Source organism: Burkholderia sp. AU18528 (assembly GCF_002223215.2).
Lineage (GTDB): Bacteria > Pseudomonadota > Gammaproteobacteria > Burkholderiales > Burkholderiaceae > Burkholderia > Burkholderia semiarida.
In genome coordinates, this window is the sequence record NZ_NKFC02000006.1 from 700,227 (window position 1) to 716,998 (window position 16,772).

Genomic DNA, 16,772 nt, shown 5'->3' on the forward strand with positions numbered 1-16,772 from the left:
GAAACCATACGATGAGCTGGCTCGACAAACTGTTGCCGCCGAAGATCAAGCAGACCGACCCGAAAAGCCGCAAGGGCATTCCGGAAGGCCTGTGGGTCAAGTGCCCGTCCTGCGAGGCCGTTCTCTATCGCAACGACGTGGACGCGAACCTGCACGTGTGCCCGAAGTGCGATCACCACATGCGCATCGGCGCGCGCGAGCGCCTCGACGGGCTGCTCGATCCGGAAGGCCGCTACGAGATCGGCCAGGAGGTCGTGCCGGTCGACTCGCTGAAGTTCAAGGACAGCCGCAAGTACCCCGATCGTCTGAAGGAAGCGATGGACGAAACCGGCGAGACCGACGCGATGGTCGTGATGGGCGGCGCGATCCACACGCTGCCGGTCGTGGCAGCGTGCTTCGAGTTCTCGTTCATGGGCGGCTCGATGGGTTCGGTCGTCGGCGAGCGCTTCGCGCGCGGTGCGCAGAACGCGCTGGAGCAGCACGTGCCGTTCATCTGCTTCACGGCATCGGGCGGCGCACGGATGCAGGAAAGCCTGCTGTCGCTGATGCAGATGGCCAAGACCACCGCGATGCTGACCAAGCTGGCCGAAGCGAAGCTGCCGTTCATCTCGGTGCTGACCGACCCGACGATGGGCGGCGTGTCGGCGAGCTTCGCGTTCCTCGGCGACGTCGTGATCGCGGAGCCGAAGGCGCTGATCGGCTTCGCCGGCCCGCGCGTGATCGAGCAGACGGTCCGCGAGAAGCTGCCGGAAGGCTTCCAGCGCGCCGAATTCCTGCTGAAGACGGGCGCGATCGACATGATCGTCGACCGTCGCAAGATGCGCGACGAGATCGCGCAGTTGCTCGCGCTGCTGCAGCGACAGCCGGCCGACGCGCTGGCCTGACCGGCGCAACGTCGTGACTCCGCGCGTCGCCTGGCTTCTCAGGCGGCGCGCTTTGCTTTTTGGCGTAGTGGCGGTACCGATCCAGATTTGATCCGATGAGCACATTTCCCACTCTCGACGCGTGGCTTTCGCATCTCGAACGCGCGCACCCGGTCGGCATCGACATGGGCCTGACCCGCATCGGGCAGGTCAAGGCGGCGCTGCAGCTCGAATTCGCGTGCCCGGTGATCACCGTCGGCGGCACGAACGGCAAGGGCTCGACCTGCGCGTTCCTCGAGACGATTCTCGTGCGCGCGGGTTACAAGGTCGGCTGCCACACGTCGCCGCACCTGCTCGCATTCAACGAGCGCGCGCGCGTGAACGGGCAGAACGTGACCGACGACGAACTGCTGCCGCACTTCGAGGCCGTCGAAGCCGCGCGCACGTCGCTGGCCGAGCCCGTGTCGCTCACGTATTTCGAATTCACGACGCTCGCGATCCTGCATCTGTTCGCCTCGCGCGGGCTCGACGCGGTGATCCTCGAAGTCGGCCTCGGCGGCCGGCTCGATGCGGTGAACATCATCGACACCGATTGCGCGATCGTCACGAGCATCGACATCGACCACACCGAATACCTCGGCGACACGCGCGAGAAGATTGCGTTCGAGAAGGCCGGGATCTTCCGCGCGGGCAAGCCGGCGATCTGCGGCGATCCGGCCGCGCCGCAGACGCTCGTCGACCACGCCGAAGCGATCGGCGCCGATCTGTGGCTCGTCGGCCGCGATTTCCGCTACGAGGCGCAGGCAGGGGCCGAGCGCCAGCAATGGAGCTACCTCGGCCGCGACAAGCGCTATCCGGCGCTCGCGTATCCGGCGCTGCGCGGCGCGAACCAGCTGATCAACGCGTCGGCCGCGCTCGCCGCGCTCGAGGCGCTGCGCCCGGTGCTGCCGGTGTCCGCGCAGGACATCCGGCTCGGGCTCGCGAACGTCGAGCTGCCGGGGCGCTTCCAGGTGCTGCCCGGCAAGCCGGCGATCGTGCTCGACGTCGCGCACAACCCGCATGCGTCGGCCGTGCTCGAGCAGAACCTCGGCAACATGGGCTTCTTCCCGTACACGTACGCGGTGTTCGGCGCGATGCACGACAAGGACATCGACGGCGTGCTGCAGCACCTGAAGGGAGAGATCGACCACTGGTGCGTGACCGACCTGCCCCTGCCGCGCGCGGCCTCCGCGGAGCAGCTCGAAGCCGCGCTGCGCAAGGCCGGCGTGGAGGAGGGGCCCGATTCGAGCGTGACGCGTTACGCGTCGCCCGCGGAAGCGTTTCGCGATGCACTAAAAAGAGCATCCGAGAATGATAGAATCGTGGTTTTCGGCAGTTTCCATACGGTTGCCGGCGTGCTGGCCTACCGTAAATCGCAGCAACACTGACTGACGGGCAGTTTCGGACTCAGCCATTCATGGGAATTTTCTCGTTCGGCAAGAAAGACGACGACGCGCCCCCGCGGCGCGGCGGTCGCACCGGGGCCTCCCGGAACGTGCGCACGGAGCGCACTGAACGCGTCGAGCGCCGCACGCGCCGCACCGAGCGTCCGGAATCGGACGCACTGCTCCTCGATCCGACCCTTCCTGAAAAGCAACGCGCGCGCCGTCGCCTCGTCGGCGCGATCGCGCTCGTCGTGGCCGCCGTGATCGTGCTGCCGATGGTGCTCGACTCGCACCCGAAGCCGGTCACCGACGACATCGCGATCGACATCCCGAACCGGCCCGCGCACCAGGCGGTCGCGCCGCGCGACGACGACGTGTCCGACGTGCAGGCGGGCGTCGCGCACGACGAACCGCCCGCATCCGACGCGGCCGTGGCGGCCGCACCGGCGCCCGCGCCGAAGGATGTCGCCAAGCCGGCCGCGAAACCCGATACGACCACCACCGCGAGCGTGACGCCGCCGAAGCCCGCGCCGAAGCCGGCCGCTCCGGCGGCGAAACCGGCCGCGCCGAAGCCTGCGCCCGCAACCGTCGCGAATGCCGGCGCCGCGAGCCCGGACGGCGGCGACGCATCGTCGCCGGCGTCGCCGGCCGGTGCGCGCTTCGCGGTGCAGCTCGGTTCGTTCAAGGACGCCGCGACCGCCCGTTCGTGGGCCACCAAGTTGAAATCGGCGGGCGTGCCCGCATATGTCGAGCACAGCAAGCAGGCCGACGGCAGCACGGCTACACTGCTGCGTGCCGGCCCGTTCGCGGATCGTGCGGCGGCATCCGCCGCGATCGCGAAGGTGCGCGAAGCCGGACTGACGCAGTAACGTGCGATGCTGACGGCTTTCGACTACGCTGTATTGGCGGTGATCGCGTTGTCGGCGTTGCGCGGCGCGTGGCGCGGCTTCGTGTCCGAGATTTTCGGGCTGATCGGCTGGATCGCGGCGGTCGTGATCGCGGGCCGCTACGTCGGGCTGGTCGTGCCGTACATTCCGGCGAACTGGCCGGGCGGCGCGCTGACGCAGTGGGTGATCGCCTTCGCGTTGCTCGTGATCGGCGTCGTGCTGGTCGCCGGCGTGGCGAACGCGCTGCTGTCGCGGATCGCGCAGGCGAGCGGCCTGGGCGGCGTCGACCGCTCGCTGGGCATGATGTTCGGGCTCGTCCGCGGCTGTGTGCTGGTGGTGCTGCTGGTCGCGGCGGCCGGGCTGACCGAACTGCCCAAACAGGATTTCTGGCGCAATGCGCTATTGCGTCCTTTTGCCGAACAGGGCGTGCACGAGCTGAAGCAGCTCCTGCCCGACGGCATGGCCCAGTACGTACGCGTGTGACGGCGCGGCCGGGCAGGACGGAACCGATTTTGTCATCTTGAAGGACATGCCATGTGCGGCATCGTAGGCGTTATCTCCCAATCCCCTGTCAATCAGCTGATCTATGACAGCCTGCTGCTGCTGCAGCATCGCGGTCAGGACGCGGCGGGCATCGCGACGGCGGACGGCAGCAATTTCCACATGTACAAGGCGAACGGCATGGTGCGCGACGTGTTCCGCACGCGCAACATGCGCAGCCTGCCCGGCACCTACGGCATCGGCCAGGTACGCTACCCGACGGCCGGCTCGGCGTCGAGCGAGGCCGAGGCGCAGCCGTTCTACGTGAACGCGCCGTTCGGGATCATCCTCGCGCACAACGGCAACCTGACGAACTGGATGCAGCTGAAGGACGAGATGTTCCGGATCGACCGCCGGCACATCAACACCAACTCCGACAGCGAAGTGCTGCTCAACGTGTTCGCGCACGAGCTGCAACTGTCGACCACGGGCCTCGAGCTCGACCCGGCGTCGGTGTTCAAGGCGGTCTCGGGCGTGCATCGCCGCCTGCAGGGTTCGTACGCGATCGTGTCGCTGATCGCCGGCTACGGCCTGCTCGCGTTCCGCGACCCGTTCGGCATCCGCCCGCTGTGCATCGGCAAGCTCGAAACCGAGCACGGCACCGAATGGATGGTCGCGTCGGAGTCGGTGGCGGTCGAAGGCATCGGTTTCGAATTCGTGCGCGACCTGGAGCCGGGCGAAGCGGTCTTCATCGACAAGGCCGGCAACTTCCACAGCCAGCAGTGCGCGGAGAACCCGACGCTGAATCCGTGCATGTTCGAATACGTGTATCTGGCCCGTCCGGATTCGTGCCTCGACGGCGTGCCGGTGTACAACGTGCGCCTGCGCATGGGCGACTATCTCGCCGAGAAGATCAAGCGCGAACTGCCGAACGTGCCGATCGACGTCGTGATGCCGATTCCCGATTCGTCGCGCCCGGCCGCGATGCAGGTCGCCGCGAAGCTCGGCGTCGAATACCGCGAAGGCTTCTTCAAGAACCGCTACGTCGGCCGCACGTTCATCATGCCGGGGCAGGCCGTGCGCAAGAAATCGGTGCGCCAGAAGCTCAACGCGATGAGCATCGAGTTCAAGGACAAGCACGTGCTGATCGTCGACGATTCGATCGTGCGCGGCACGACCTCGCACGAAATCGTGCAGATGGCGCGCGATGCGGGTGCGAAGTCGGTGATCTTCGCGTCGGCTGCGCCGCCCGTGAAATTCCCGAACGTGTACGGCATCGACATGCCGACGCGTGGCGAGCTCGTCGCGCACGGCCGCACCGACGAAGAAGTCGCGAAGATCATCGGCGCCGATCACCTGATCTATCAGGACGTCGACGATCTGCGCCGCGCGGTGCGCGACATCAACCCGAAGCTCGAGCGCTTCGAGGCGTCGTGCTTCGACGGCAACTACATCACCGGCGCCGTGACGCCCGAGTACCTCGATGCGATCGAGCGCGCGCGTCTCACGCCGGCGTCGCAGGCCGATCGCGATACGGCCAGCGATACCGAGCGCTCGCAGATGAACCTGCAACTGTCGGTCGAGTAACGAACGCCGGCGCGCGCTTGGATCGAGGCGTGATAGGATGTGGCCTTGCGTCGATTTGATATCAGCTTGCGGACGCGGGGCAACTTCCCAAAACAGCTAAAGCGAAGGCCGGCGGCAGCCGGCCCGAGTCGATCGCTGTCGTACCGCACCGAAGCCCGCTGATGCCGACGCATAGCGGGCTTTTTGTTTTTGGCCTCGGTTTTGACCGGGTCCGCGCCTCGTGCATGACCGTCGGCGCGGCCATCGAATACGGAAAACGGAACATGGACGACTCCCTCAACTTCGACACGCTTGCCGTGCGCGCTGGCACGCTGCGCAGCGACTTCAACGAGCATTCGGAAGCGCTGTTCCTCACGTCGAGCTTCTGCTTCTCGAGCGCGGCCGACGCGGCCGAGCGCTTCGCGAATTCGGAAGACTATTTCACCTATTCGCGCTTCACGAACCCGACCGTCACCATGTTCCAGGAGCGTCTCGCGGCGCTTGAGGGCGGCGAGGCGTGCATCGCGACGGCGTCGGGCATGGCCGCGATCATGTCGGTCGTGATGTCCGCGCTGCAGGCGGGCGACCACCTCGTCAGCTCGCGCAGCCTGTTCGGCTCGACGCTCGGGATGTTCTCGCAGATCTTCAGCAAGTTCGGGATCACGACGACCTTCGTCGACCCGACCGACCTGAACGCATGGCAGGAAGCGGTGCGGCCGGAAACGAAGATGTTCTTCCTCGAGACGCCGTCGAACCCGCTGACCGAACTCGCCGACATCGAGGCGATCGGCAAGATCGCGAAGGCCGCGAACGCGCTGTTCGTCGTCGACAACTGTTTCTGCAGCCCGGTGCTGCAGCAGCCGCTGAAGCTGGGCGCGGACGTCGTGATGCACTCGGCGACGAAATTCCTCGACGGGCAGGGCCGCGTGCTCGGCGGCGCGCTGGTCGGCTCGAAGGAATTCATCATGGGCAAGGTGTTCCCGTTCGTGCGCAGCGCGGGCCCGACGCTGTCGGCGTTCAACGCGTGGGTGCTGCTGAAGGGGATGGAGACGCTGTCGCTGCGCGTCGAGAAGCAATCGGCGAACGCGCTGGAGATCGCGCGCTGGCTCGACGCGCATCCGGCAGTCGCGCGCGTGTTCTACCCGGGCCTCGAATCGCATCCGCAGCATGAACTCGCGAAGCGCCAGCAGAAGGCGGGCGGTGCAATCGTGTCGTTCGAGCTGAAGGGCGACACGCCGGAGCAGCAGCGCGCGAACGCGTGGCGTGTGATCGACAACACGAAGCTGGTGTCGATTACCGGCAACCTCGGCGACACGCGCACGACGATCACGCATCCGGCCACCACGACGCACGGCCGCATCACGCCGGAAGCGCGTGCGGCGGCGGGGATCACCGAAGGGCTGATTCGCCTCGCGGTCGGGCTCGAGCACGCGGGCGACATTCGCGACGATCTCGCGCGCGGCCTGGACAGCTGAGCGATACGGCCGGTTTTTGCCCGGCATCGATGAAACGGGCCGCTCGAGAGAGCGGCCCGTTGTCGTTTCGGCGCATGCCGTTGCGCGCGTGTTTTGCCGACGTTCAGCCCGCGGCGTGCGCGGGCGGCGCGGCACGCATCGCGTCCACCATCCAGCGCAGCGTTTCGTCGAGCGGCGTGATCGGCAGTTCGCCCACCGCGCGCCGCAGCTTGTCGCGCGACCCGCTCAGGCGCTTCACTTCGTTGTGCCGCACGAAGCGCGGATCGATCGTCACGTCGATCACGTAGCCGGCGATGCGCGACAGCATCGCCAGCACTTCCTTCAGCGAATACGCGCGCTCCGAACAGACGTTGAACGTCTCGCCGGCCGGCGCGGCTTCGATCAGCTTCAGATAGGCGGCCGTCACGTCGCGCACGTCGGAGAAATCGCGGCTCACGTCGAGATTGCCGAGCGAGATCCGCGGCGCGTTGCCCGCAAAGTGCGCGACGAGCTTCGGCAGCAGATACGCATCGCTCTGGCCGACACCCGTGTAGTTGAACGGCCGCGCGATCACGATCGGCAGCCGGTCGGCCCACAGCTTCGCCGCATATTCCATTGCGAGCTTGCTGACCGCGTAGTCGTTCGCCGGGGCCGGCGCGACGGTTTCGTCGAGCACGCCGGCCGTCGAGTTGCCGTAGACGTTCGCGCTGCTTGCGAGCAGCACCGCCGACGGGCGGCGGTCGAGGCCGGCGAGCGCGGCCAGCAGGTTGCGCGTGCCGACGATGTTGACCGCGTAGGTCTGCGACGGCTCGTCCTGCGCGACATGCGCGCGCGCGGCCAGATGCACGACCGCGTCGGGCCGCGCGTCGGCCGCGGCCGCGCGCATGGCCTGCGCGTCGAGCAGGTCGACGGGCAGCAGCGTGCAGTGCGCGAACGCCGGATCGGCGGGGCCGGGCGTGCCGGGCGCGACCGTGCCCCAGACGTCGTAGCCGGCCGCCTGCAGGCGTTCGACCATGTAGCGGCCGGTGAAGCCCGTCAGGCCCGTGACGAACGCACGGCGCGACGGACGCCCGGCCTCAGAACGTGTCATGGTGTTGATTCCGCGTCAAATCCGCTTCGACCATCATCTGGCAAAGTTGTTCGAGCGTCGTCTTCGGTTCCCAGCCGAGTTTGCTTTTCGCCTTGTCCGCGCAGCCGATCAGCAAGTCGACTTCCGCGGGGCGGTAGAACTTCGGGTTCACTTCGACGAGCACGTTGCCGGTCGATGCGTCGAGGCCGCGCTCCTGCTCGCCCTTGCCGGTCCATTCGAGCTGGTAGCCGGCCGCCGCGAACGCCATCCGCACGAAGTCGCGCACGGTTTCGGTGCGGTTGGTCGCCAGCACGTAGGTGTCGGGCTCGTCGGCCTGCAGCATGCGCCACATGCCTTCGACGTATTCGAGCGCGAAGCCCCAGTCGCGTTTCGCGTCGAGATTGCCGAGCTCGAGCCGGGTCGCCTTGCCGAGCCGGATCTTCGCGACCGTGTCGGTGATCTTGCGCGTGACGAATTCGCGGCCGCGCAGCGGCGATTCATGATTGAACAGGATCCCGCTGCTGCCGAACAGGCCGTACGACTCGCGGTAGTTCACGGTCATCCAGTGCGCGTACAGCTTCGCGACGCCGTAGGGGCTGCGCGGGTAGAACGCGGTGGTTTCCGTTTGCGGGATGGCCTGCACCTTGCCGAACATCTCGGACGTCGACGCCTGGTAATAGCGGGTCTTCGGGCTCACGACCCGAATCGCCTCGAGCAGGTTCAGCGGGCCGATGCCGGTCACTTCGGCGGTGGTCGCCGGTTGGTCGAACGACACGCCGACGAAGCTTTGCGCGGCCAGGTTGTAGAGCTCGTCCGGCTGCGTGCGTTCGAGCAGGCGCAGGCTCGAGCCCGCGTCGGTCAGGTCGTGTTCGACGAGCGTCAGGTTCGGGTGCGTGTCGACGCCGAGCTCGGCGATGCGCCAGAAATTCACCGAGCTGGTGCGGCGATAGGTGCCGGTGACTTCGTAGCCCTTGTCGAGCAGCAGTTTGGTCAGGTACGCACCGTCTTGCCCCGAAATTCCGGTGATGATGGCCTTTTTACGCGTTTGGCTCATGGCGTTGTCCTGGTAGAAGCGATGGATGATGAGATTCAGGCGGTCGTGCCGGCGGCGGCCGGCAGCGCGCGGCGCGCGGGCCCGCGCGTCAGGCGCCGTTCGAAGCCGTACCAGCTCAGGGTCGCGTACGCGAGCGTGATCGCAAGCGCCAGCGCGGCCGTGACGAAACGGTTCAGGTGCAGCGGCCACAGCGCGTACAGCACGCTCAGGTGGATCAGGTAGACGGTGTAGCTGACGGTGCCGACGTAGACGAGCATCGGGTTCGTCAGCACGCGTTGCACGAGGCCGCGCCCGCGCAGCGCGATCACGACGATCGACGTGCACAGCAGCAGCGAGATGCTGTAGAGCGCCGCGTTCGACAGCGGCGTGTTCGCGGCGCGAAAGCGCGGGAACGACAGGTGCAGCCAGCCGAGGATCGCGAGCGACACGAGCGCGCCGACGATCGCGAGCGGATAGAACGGCTCCAGCGCGCGCCGGTCGCGGCGCAGCACGATCGCGAGCAACGCGCCGGCCGCGAGCAGGTCCATCCGGAACGGCGTCAGGTAGTAGATCGGCCAGAACGAATCGAACCACGGCGTCGCGATCGCGCGCAGCACCGGCGCCGCGACGATCAGCGCGGCGGCGACCCACAGCAGCGCGCGCTCCGAGCACCACAGCACGACGAACGGCCAGAAGATGTAGAACTGCTCCTCGACCGCGAGCGACCACAGCACGTTCAGGCTGTCATGGCCGATGCTGCCGAGCGACAGCCCGATATTGGTCGAGAAGAACGCGAACCACGGCCAGTGCGGCAGCCAGCTCGCGCCGAACAGCAGCGTCGACACCGCCAGCAGCAGCACGTACGGCGGCAGGATGCGGCGCACGCGGCGCGCGTAGAAGTGGCTGAAGTACGACTGCCCGCGCGCCTTGCGATCGAGCAGGATGCCGGTGATCAGCAACCCGCTCAGCACGAAGAACAGATCGACGCCCATCCACAGCGGCGCCTTCAGCGCGTGCTGCAGGAACACAGCGCCCACGGCGATCGCGCGCAGCCCGTCGAGCTGCACGATGCGGCCGTGTTGCGGCGGGGCGAGGTCGGCGGGGCGCGACAGGGCCGTCATCGCGCGGCTCCTTCACGACCCGCATCCGATGCGTGTACGTATTGCATGCCTTTAAATGAAATAGGGAATCGAAAACGATTCTAGGGAAAAGAAATCGGTAAAAAAAACGCGCGCCATTTATCTGACGGCAAATACCCGAATGCCGATTATTACGGTCGCGAGACGAAAGATTTGCACCGGGCGGCCGCCAGACGCGGCGCGGGGAGGAATTTTCTACGTGGCGGCGCGGGAAAGGCGGTCGTTATTGCCGTTTCCGGGCCGGATTGACTGCCCGTTCCGGTTCGATATTTCTGGCGGAAACATCCCCAAATATTTCCAAATTTCTTGTGATTATTTTTGCTTGTAACCTGCATCGCGACGTTTGAAACCCATTTAGCGACAGGGCGCAGCCGCCGGCCATCCGAGGCTGCGCCGGTCGTTGTTGCATCGAGTCTGGAGAAGCGCATTGCGACGTCTGATTCTGGTTGGCGTGACGGTATGCGCGGCGCTGCTGACGAGCGCCGTGCCGGCCGAAACGGTGTTGCCCGCGACGACCTCGTGGATCGGCAACACGTTCGGCTATGGCGACGGCAGCTGGACGCAGATCGACATCCGCGCGATCGCGGTGACGCCCGACGGCAAGGTGTATACGAATGCGCCGTGGGACGAGAGCGGCGCCGAGGCGAGCGTCTACCAGGACGGGAAGATGCTTGGCTTCGCCGGTGGCACCCACGGCTGGGGCAACCTCGGCGGCAACGCGATCGCGGTGAACGGCAAGTATGCGTATGTCGCGATCGGCGTCGGCAACGAGCGTGGCCACCTGCAGTCGCCCGGCATCTGGCCGGACAAGGGCAAGCAATGGTTCGGCATCTCGCGGCGCACGATCGGCGACATGAAGCAGCCCGCGCCGTTTCGCGCAGCGCCGCCGGTCGCGCCGGGCGGCCGCGCCGATGCCGGCCGCGCGCGAATGGCCGCCAGCTTCATGATGATGAACGAGGTGCCGGCGCCCGCACGCTCGGAAGTGGGCGACGCGAAGGCGGAAGTGGGCGGCCTCGCGGCGGATGACAAGACGCTGTTCGCGACCAATCCGTCGCGCGACGCGGTGGACGTGTACGACGCGGAGACGATGCAGCGGAAGGGCACGTGGAGCGCGCACGAGCCGGGCCGCATCGCGCTCGCGGGCGACGGCACGCTGTGGCTGCTGACCGATACGCTCGGCGGGCCCGCGCATCTCGTGCACGTGCGGGCCGACGGCCGCAAACTCGACGACGCGCCGGCGCTGCCGGCAGGCACCGACGCGGTGGACGTGGCGGTCGATGCGAAAGGGCGCGTGCTCGTCGCGGACAACGGGCCGCGCCAGCAGATCCTGATCTTCTCGAAGGGCGGCAACGGCTATGCGCCGTCGGGCACGCTCGGCGAGCGCGGCGGCATCTTCGCGGGGCCGGTGCCGGGGCGCCCGGGGCCGCAGCGCTTCAACGGGCTGACGGGTGTCGGCGTCGACCGCGCGGGCAACGTCTACGTATCGATGAACGGGATCGGGCCGCGCCACGACACGATCGGCGCGGGGCTCGGCGCGGTGCTGGAAAGCTACACGCCGGACGGCAAGCTGCGCTGGCAGGTGCAGGGGCTGCTGTTCGTCGACGGCGCGTGGCTCGACCCCGCGCGGCCGAACAGCGTGTACACGGGCAACAAGCGCTTCGAGCTCGACCTGTCGAAGCCGCCGGGCCAGGACTGGAAATACGTCGGCTTCCTGTCGAACCGCTTCAAGTATCCGGACGACCCCGTGTTCCACACCGACCAGTATCCGGGCATGCCGATCGCGCGGCGCGTCGACGGCCGCACGTTCCTGTACCTGACCGACATGTACGCCGATCATCTGAAGATCTACCGCTTCGACGCGAAGCGCGACGGCGAGGTCGCGATTCCGTCCGGCCTGATCGCGGGCCGCGCGCGGCCGGTCGACAAGGTGCCGAACAAGCCGCCGGGCGGCGACTGGCTGTGGCGCGACGCGAACGGCAACGGCCGGATCGATGCCGACGAGTCCGAGATCAACACGACGGGCAAGGCGAAGGCGGGCGGCTGGGGCTGGTGGGTCGACACGAAGGGCGACATCTGGCGCACGAGCGACGTGCGCGGCATCCACCGCTTCCAGTACGGCGGCGTCGACAAGGCCGGCAACCCGATCTATTCGTACGACAAGGTCACGACCTACCCGATGCCGCAGCCGTTCACGCAACTGCGCCGGTCGATCTACGACGCGCAGACGGACACGCTGTACGTGACCGGCTACACGGCCGACGCGCCGCCGCAGCCGGGCATCAACAAGGAAGTCGGCCGCGTGCTGGTGCGCTTCGACAAGTGGTCGAGCGGCTCGCCGGTGGTGCGCTACCAGGTCGCGCTGCCATGGCAGCTCGATGCGAAGCCGATCCTCGACCTGATCGGGATCACGGTCGAAGGCCGCTACATCTTCACGGTGGAGCCGGTCGGCAAGATCCACGTGTACGACAAGGAAACCGGCAAGGAAGTGGGCGTGATGAGCCCGGGCGCCGAGGTCGGCAAGGCCTCCGGCTGGGTCGACGTGCCGTTCGGCATCAGCGCGTTCCGGCGCGAGAACGGCGAATACCTCGTGTTCGTCGAGGAAGACGCGCGCGGCAAGGTGCTGATGTATCGCTGGAAACCGTGACGGGCGGCGCGCCGTCGTCGACGTCACTCAAGGCTTAAGCATGGACAAAGGCATACTCAAGAACGTTTCGATCAACTTCATCGGGCTGATCCTGCCGACCTTCGTGTCGCTGGTGACCGTGCCCGCGTACATCCACGCGCTCGGCGTCGAACGCTACGGCGTCGTCAGCCTCGTGTGGACGCTGATCGGCTATTTCGGGATCCTCGATCTCGGGATGAGCATGGCCGCGCAGAACCACATCTCGAAGGCGCTCGCGAGCGGCGACGCCGACGAAAGCGCGCGCGTGTTCTGGAGCGCGTTCTGGCTGAATCTCGGCACCGGCATCGCGGGCGGGTTGCTGATCTATTTCGGTGCGTTCGTCTACACCGCGTATTTCACGAAGGCGTCGGCCGCGATGCAGCACGAGGTGTATCTCGCGCTGCCGTGGCTTGCGCTCGCGATTCCGCTCGCGAACGTGTCGTGGGTGTTCGCCGGCGCGATCAACGGCGCCGAACGGTTCGGCGTGTTCAACACGAACCAGACGATCGGCACGTTCCTGTTCCAGCTGCTGCCGCTCGCCGCCGCGTGGTGGATCGCGCCGAACCTGCAGACGGTGCTCGCCGCGGCCGTCGTCGCGCGGCTGATCGCGGCGGTGATGCTCGGCCAGGCCAGCATCAAGGTGCTCGGCATCCGCCGCATCGATCCGCCGCAGTGGGGTACCGCGAAGGGGCTGTTCAACTTCGGCGGCTGGATGCTGATCGCGAGCACGACCAGCATGATCGCCGACACGCTCGACCGCGTGATGCTCGGCGCCGGCATGGGCGCGAAGTTCGTCACCTATTACACGGTGCCGCAGAACCTCGTCACGCGCCTGAACATGCTGCCGAACGCACTGGTGCGCACGCTGTTTCCGCGCCTGTCGGCGGTCGGCCGCGATCACGCGGATACCCTCGCGCGCCAGTCGCTCGAATTCCTGAACGGCGTGTTCACGCCGGTCGGCATCGTCGCGATCTTCGCGCTCGCGCCGTTCCTCACGCTGTGGGTTGGCGCCGATCTCGCCGCGCATTCGGCGCCGGTCGGCCGCGTGCTCGTGATCAGCGTATGGCTCGTCGGGCAGGCGAGCGTCACACGCATCCTGATCCAGTCGCAGGTCAATCCGGCCCGCGCGGCATTCGCCGGGCTCGTCGAGATGCCGTTCTTCGTCGGCGGCCTGTGGCTCGGCATTCATCACTTCGGGCTGATCGGCGCGGCGGTGGTCGTCGCGGCGCGCGCGCTCGTCGACTACGGCGTGCTGCTGTACCTGTCGGCGATCCGGATGCGCGCGATCGTGCTCGACATGCTCGCCCATCTCGCCTTCCTGCTCGCTAGCCTGTTTCTGGCGCAAGCGTGGCCGGGGCTGGTCCAGTCGATCGGCCTGTGCGCGGTCGTGCTGGTGCTGAACGTTGCGTGGTCGCTCACGATGACGCCGGGATTGCGTGCACTCGTGCGCGACCTGTTCGTCCGTCTCAATGCGAGGAGAACTGCATGAATCGCGATCTGGCGGAACACGCCGTCCTGAATCTCGCCACGGCCGACGCCGCCGTGGCCCACGCGGGCGACGCCGCCGCGCTGCACCGGGCGGTGCCGGCCGAACGGGCCGGCGCGCGGCAGCCGGCGCGTGCGCTGCGCGTGGCGATCGTCCACGACTGGCTCGTCACCTACGCGGGCGCCGAGCGCGTGCTCGAACAGATCGTCGCGTGCTTTCCCGACGCGGACCTGTTCAGCCTCGTCGATTTCCTCGACGACCGCGCGTTCGTGCGTGGCAAGCCGGTGACGACGTCGTTCATCCAGAAGCTGCCGTTCGCGCGCACCAAGTACCGCAGCTACCTGCCGCTGATGCCGCTCGCGATCGAGCAGCTCGACGTGTCCGAGTACGACCTCGTGATCTCGAGCAGCCACGCGGTCGCGAAGGGCGTGCTGACCGGGCCGGACCAGGTGCACATCAGCTACGTGCATTCGCCGATCCGCTATGCGTGGGACCTGCAGCACCAGTATCTGGAACAGTCGAATCTCACGCACGGGCCGAAATCGCTGCTCGCGCGGATGATTCTCCATTACATCCGCAACTGGGATACGCGCACCGCGAACGCGGTGGACGGCTTCGTCGCGAATTCCGCGTTCATCGCGCGGCGCATCAAGAAGGTCTACCACCGCGACGCCGCGGTGATCTTCCCGCCGGTCGACGTCGACGCGTTCTCGCTGAACGCGGCGAAGGAGGACTTCTACCTGACCGCGTCGCGGATGGTGCCGTACAAGAAGATCGACCTGATCGTCGAAGCGTTTTCGCGCACACCCGAGCGCAAGCTCGTCGTGATCGGCGACGGCCCCGAGATGCAGAAAATCCGCGCGAAGGCCGGCCCGAACGTCGAGATCATGGGCTATCAGCCGTTCGCGGTGCTGCACGACCGGATGCGGCGCGCGAAGGCGTTCGTGTTCGCGGCCGAGGAGGATTTCGGGATCTCGGTCGTCGAGGCGCAGGCGTGCGGCACGCCGGTCATCGCGTACGGCAAGGGCGGTGCGCTCGAAACCGTGCTCGACCCGCAGTCGAGCCTGAACCCGACGGGCCTGTTCTTCGACGAACAGACGCCGCACGCGATCGTCGCGGCCGTCGACGATTTCGAGCGCGCGCCGCAGCGCTTCACGCCCAACGCGTGCCGCGCGAACGCGGAGCGGTTTTCCGCCGATACGTTCCGGCAGCGCTTCCTCGACTACGTGGAGCAAGCGCTGCCCGGCTCGACCGCGCGGCGCGGCACGGCCGCGCCGATGCCGGCCGCGCGCGGCCCGGCGACGCTTGTGCTCGATCAGAGCGGCGTGCTCGGCGGCGCCGAGCTGTCGCTGCTCGAGATCATGAAGCACATGCGCGCGAACGCCGACGTGCTGCTGTTCGACGACGGCCCGTTCCGCGCGGCGCTCGACGAGATCGGCGCGCGCGTCGACGTGGTCGACCAAGGCGCGCTCGCGGGCGTGCGCAAGCAGGGCGGCGTGTCGTTCGGCGCGGTGAAGCAGCTCGTGCGGCTCGTGCGCGACGTCGCCCGGCGCGCGCGTCGCGCCGAGGTGATCTACGCGAACACGCAACGCGCGATGGTGGTCGCCGCGCTTGCCGGGCGGCTCGCGCGCAAGCCGGTGGTCTGGCATTTGCGCGACATCGTCAGCGCCGACCATTTCGGCGGCAAGCAGTTGCAGGCGATCAAGTACTGCGCGCGGCTCGGCGTCACGCGCGTGATCGCGAACTCCGATGCATCCGCGCAGGCGTTCCGCGCGCTGACGGGCTTCACGCCGCAGCACGTCGACGTCGTGTTCAACGGCATCTCGGCCGAACCGTTCGATGCGCTGGAAGGCGTGAGCCAGGCGGCGCTGCGCGCGCGCCTCGGGTTGCCGACGGACGCATGGCTGGTCGGTTCGTTCAGCCGGCTCGCGCGCTGGAAGGGGCAGCACGTGCTGCTGGAGGCCGCCGCGCGGCATCCCGACATGCACGTGGTGCTGGTCGGCGCGCCGCTGTTCGGCGAGGACGACTATGCGGCGCAACTGCACGAATACGTCGCGCAGCACGGGATGGACGAGCGCGTGCATTTCCTCGGATTCCAGCGCGACGTGGCCGCGTGCATGACGGCCGTCGACGTCGTCGCGCATACGTCGATCACGCCCGAACCGTTCGGGCGGGTGATCGTCGAGGGGATGCTCGCGCGCCGACCCGTCGTCGCGGCGCGTGCGGGCGGCGTCGTCGAGATCATCGAGGACGGCGACAACGGGCTGCTCTGCGAGCCGGGCAACGCGGCCGCGCTGGCCGACGCGCTGACGACGCTCAAGCGCGACGGCGCACTGCGCGAGCGGCTCGTCGCGAGCGGGCGCGCGACCGCGGTGCGGCGGTTCGGGACCGAAACCTACGTGGAGCGGGTCGAGAAGATTCTCTCCGATACGGCGAAGGCCGCCCGGGCCGCGAAAGCGAAGAAATAGCAGCCGGCGCGCGCCGGCGGGAAACGAGCCTCCGTGCGGCGTCGTGCCGTGCGGGGGCTTCGTCGTTCAGCGGGCGACGCGCCTGGTTGGGGCGGGTTGGCGGGCTCGAGTCCGAGTCGGCGCGAGCTTGGCCGATCGTTATCTGGAACGGGAGCGGGCCGTCGGCAACGTGACGCGAGCAGGACACCGTCGCAGTCGTACCGAGGAAACCGCGCACCGGCGGCTTGCGCGGGCCGTGGCG

General features: G+C 67.6%; 12 protein-coding genes. 9 read left to right on the top strand and 3 right to left on the bottom strand.

Features of this window, described 5'->3' with window-relative positions:
- Positions 1 to 11: 11 nt before the first annotated feature.
- From accD to CFB52_RS20015, 6 genes are all read left to right on the top strand, one after another.
- Positions 12 to 884, top strand: a complete 873-nt coding sequence (gene accD / locus CFB52_RS19990; RefSeq protein ID WP_040139428.1) for an acetyl-CoA carboxylase, carboxyltransferase subunit beta — start codon at positions 12 to 14, stop codon at positions 882 to 884.
- A 95-nt stretch (positions 885 to 979) separates the two neighbouring features.
- On the top strand, positions 980 to 2,290 hold the full coding sequence (gene folC / locus CFB52_RS19995; RefSeq protein WP_060311225.1) for a bifunctional tetrahydrofolate synthase/dihydrofolate synthase: 1,311 nt from the start codon (positions 980 to 982) through the stop codon (positions 2,288 to 2,290).
- 29 nt (positions 2,291 to 2,319) lie between these two features.
- Complete coding sequence (locus CFB52_RS20000) at positions 2,320 to 3,156, top strand: SPOR domain-containing protein (protein WP_099317247.1); 837 nt, start codon at positions 2,320 to 2,322, stop codon at positions 3,154 to 3,156.
- Positions 3,157 to 3,162: 6 nt separating this feature from the next.
- Complete coding sequence (locus CFB52_RS20005) at positions 3,163 to 3,657, top strand: CvpA family protein (RefSeq protein ID WP_059582742.1); 495 nt, start codon at positions 3,163 to 3,165, stop codon at positions 3,655 to 3,657.
- A 51-nt stretch (positions 3,658 to 3,708) separates the two neighbouring features.
- The gene (gene purF, locus CFB52_RS20010) at positions 3,709 to 5,241 is read left to right on the top strand and encodes an amidophosphoribosyltransferase (RefSeq protein WP_059582739.1); all 1,533 of its coding nucleotides are present in this window, start codon (positions 3,709 to 3,711) and stop codon (positions 5,239 to 5,241) included.
- 263 nt (positions 5,242 to 5,504) lie between these two features.
- Positions 5,505 to 6,695: an O-succinylhomoserine sulfhydrylase gene (locus tag CFB52_RS20015; protein WP_059583129.1), complete on the top strand. Its 1,191-nt coding sequence runs from the start codon at positions 5,505 to 5,507 to the stop codon at positions 6,693 to 6,695.
- 103 nt (positions 6,696 to 6,798) lie between these two features.
- Here CFB52_RS20015 and CFB52_RS20020 read toward each other — a convergent pair whose 3' ends face one another.
- The 3 genes from CFB52_RS20020 to CFB52_RS20030 are packed head-to-tail and all read right to left on the bottom strand — an operon-like array spanning position 6,799 to position 9,897.
- Positions 6,799 to 7,764, bottom strand: a complete 966-nt coding sequence (locus CFB52_RS20020; RefSeq protein WP_099317248.1) for an NAD-dependent epimerase/dehydratase family protein — start codon at positions 7,762 to 7,764, stop codon at positions 6,799 to 6,801.
- Positions 7,751 to 8,797, bottom strand: a complete 1,047-nt coding sequence (gmd, locus tag CFB52_RS20025) for a GDP-mannose 4,6-dehydratase (RefSeq protein ID WP_059639179.1) — start codon at positions 8,795 to 8,797, stop codon at positions 7,751 to 7,753. Before gmd ends, CFB52_RS20020 begins: the two co-directional genes overlap by 14 nt.
- 35 nt (positions 8,798 to 8,832) lie before the next feature.
- Positions 8,833 to 9,897 (bottom strand): acyltransferase, encoded by a 1,065-nt coding sequence (locus CFB52_RS20030; protein ID WP_060311222.1) that lies wholly within the window; start codon positions 9,895 to 9,897, stop codon positions 8,833 to 8,835.
- Between the two features lie 445 nt (positions 9,898 to 10,342).
- Between CFB52_RS20030 and CFB52_RS20040 the strand changes: the two genes are divergently transcribed.
- From CFB52_RS20040 to CFB52_RS20050, 3 genes are read left to right on the top strand one after another with little or no spacing between them, the layout of a single operon-like run.
- On the top strand, positions 10,343 to 12,559 hold the full coding sequence (locus CFB52_RS20040) for a hypothetical protein (protein WP_099317249.1): 2,217 nt from the start codon (positions 10,343 to 10,345) through the stop codon (positions 12,557 to 12,559).
- Positions 12,560 to 12,599: 40 nt separating this feature from the next.
- On the top strand, positions 12,600 to 14,066 hold the full coding sequence (locus CFB52_RS20045; protein WP_099317250.1) for a flippase: 1,467 nt from the start codon (positions 12,600 to 12,602) through the stop codon (positions 14,064 to 14,066).
- Entirely contained in the window at positions 14,063 to 16,531 is a 2,469-nt protein-coding gene (locus CFB52_RS20050; RefSeq protein ID WP_180278232.1) for a glycosyltransferase family 4 protein, read from the top strand. Before CFB52_RS20045 ends, CFB52_RS20050 begins: the two co-directional genes overlap by 4 nt.
- Positions 16,532 to 16,772 lie beyond the last annotated feature (241 nt).